The organism is Vibrio sp. 14N.309.X.WAT.E.F5 (assembly GCF_030397615.1).
GTDB lineage: Bacteria > Pseudomonadota > Gammaproteobacteria > Enterobacterales > Vibrionaceae > Vibrio > Vibrio lentus.
In genome coordinates this window covers 1-2,095 of sequence record NZ_JAPNXR010000040.1, presented here as the reverse complement: position 1 = coordinate 2,095, position 2,095 = coordinate 1, and the positions used below count along the sequence as shown (strand labels likewise).

Here is a 2,095-nt window from a genome sequence, read left to right as displayed (position 1 = left end):
AACGGCGGACTGTTAATCCGTATGTCGCAAGTTCAAGTCTTGCAAGGGGAGCCAATTAGAAAAGGCCGCATCATTGATGCGGCCTTTTTGCATTTAAGGATCCGAATTTCCCCATGCAGTACCTTCACCTCTCTAATTCCCTTTCGATTCAGTAACTAACAGTTTCATATTCTTCCAAAACTACCAAGCTTCACTCTTTAATTCGCTTTGAATCCCTAACCTAGCAACAGCGACACATTTAAATAAGAGTCACTCATAACATACTTACCATTTATGTCATTGATGAAGAGCTCGGCTGAAAAAAATCAATGACTAAGTATGGAAACAAGACAACTTAATAAAGAATCAACTAAGCTCTAGAAAGGCCCTGTTGGCCGCTTAAATTGAAGTAACATACAACTCACTCTTTATCGAAACTATCCACCACGATAGCTCCCATAGACGCTGGCATGGAAATAACGATAACCCTTTTGATAGATACAATTGGATCGCTTAATAAAGGCAGCTTGTCCAAACAAGTCAGCACCAAAGCAACAACCAATGCAGTCATCACATAAGCAATAACAATTCTGAAAATAAACACCGGCAATCGAGCGACAATATCTTTTTGAAATACACTCTCATACGTGTAAAAGCCAAGGAATACAGCAGACAATAGAAACAACAACAGCAAGTTAGCTGTAGGTAAAGTCTCCCCTAACTTCCAGGCTTCTTCTGAAAAAGAAATCGGCACAGCCAAAGCAAAAGATCCTACAAAGATCTGGCTGGCATCTTCAAAATTAAAGCTTAATTTCATAGATCTACCTTTAAGGCTTTAGGGCGCAATCGATTTGTCGAACCAATCCCAAAGCTATCAGTTCATGAGCTTGAGTAATTTGGGCTATCAACTAACAAAGATAACTTTGCGTAACCTTATACTAGTCGTTTTTACCAACACACAATTTAAACTAGTAAGCAATAAATCAAATAACTCACTGGCAAAGGCGTGTATCGATTCATCCTCCAAGCCAGGAGATGGGAGATGTTCTATCTATTTAATTGATCGAACATGTCATTTCAAACCTCAGCTATTCTAATCATTAACTGCAGACCAACACATTGCTAGTCACTTAAATACTATGTCTGGAATTGGTAGCCTTTATTAAGCCCATTAACAAGGCGCTCAAATACGCTTCAAATGACTTTAGGGTTAATGCATGCTAGGAGTCGTTAATTAATACAGACAAGCTCTACCACGCTCTAAAAAGGTTTCTAATGCATAGCGAGAGCCTTATCTTCATCAAAGAATTCCGACCGAAAGGATAGTCGAGTTCGTAGGCAAGCACATTGCCAATATTAAAGAGTAATACTCACAAACTAACTGAAGTCATGATGGCACAACCCAAACGAAACTGGGCATTCCCTCTATCAACAGATCTCATATAGCGCTAGACAGTTAGGGGAAACTGTAGACGAGTCGTCCGACATGATTTACCAAGGGACAAATACGTATAACTCCCCACTTTCGACTACGATGCCTTAACAAGTTAAGTAGCTAATGATGTAGGTAGTTGAAATATATCTAAGTCATTCTCGATTAAAATCGTAAGAAAGCCTAATTATTGATAACAGAGCTTCTCTAAAAAGTATCTAGATATGAGGCATTGCAAGCTATTGGGATTATAGGTCGCACTGAGAAACCTTATCCAAGTAAAGAGCAAGCTTAGTCTGCAAAGGCTGATTTTATGAGAGGGGGCTGAAATGACCGAGATTGCATGGCCGCTCGATGAGCTAGGCCCATTTTCAAAATGTAGAAAGCCTCACTATTTCTAAAAAAGCGTTTTGAACAGTGATTGAATTGCTGGAAAACCTTTTTCGGAACTAGCCGGTCTAATACTAAATATGATATTTGAAACGACGTAAGACTAGGCTTTCTGATAACTGGTGAAACGTTCGTAGTTGTGAACTTCGGGCAGATCCTTTGCGGGACTCGTCGATCGAAGGGGAAAAATATAATTATTTAGATGTAAAAAAGCCCCGCTATTTCTAGCGAGGCTTCTAAATAAGTGGCGGAGTGGACGGGACTCGAACCCGCGACCCCCGGCGTGACAGGCCG

Annotated in this window: 1 protein-coding gene; it reads right to left on the bottom strand. The window is 40.2% G+C overall.

What is annotated here, in order from left to right; genetic code table 11:
- Positions 1 to 400: 400 nt before the first annotated feature.
- Positions 401 to 796: a DUF2391 family protein gene (locus tag OW495_RS22985; RefSeq protein WP_017079303.1), complete on the bottom strand. Its 396-nt coding sequence runs from the start codon at positions 794 to 796 to the stop codon at positions 401 to 403.
- Positions 797 to 2,095 lie beyond the last annotated feature (1,299 nt).

Coding starts and splice junctions, on each gene's coding strand:
- OW495_RS22985 (WP_017079303.1), bottom strand. CDS start 796: ATGAAATTAAGCTTTAATTTTGAAGATGCCAGCCAGATCTTTGTAGGA.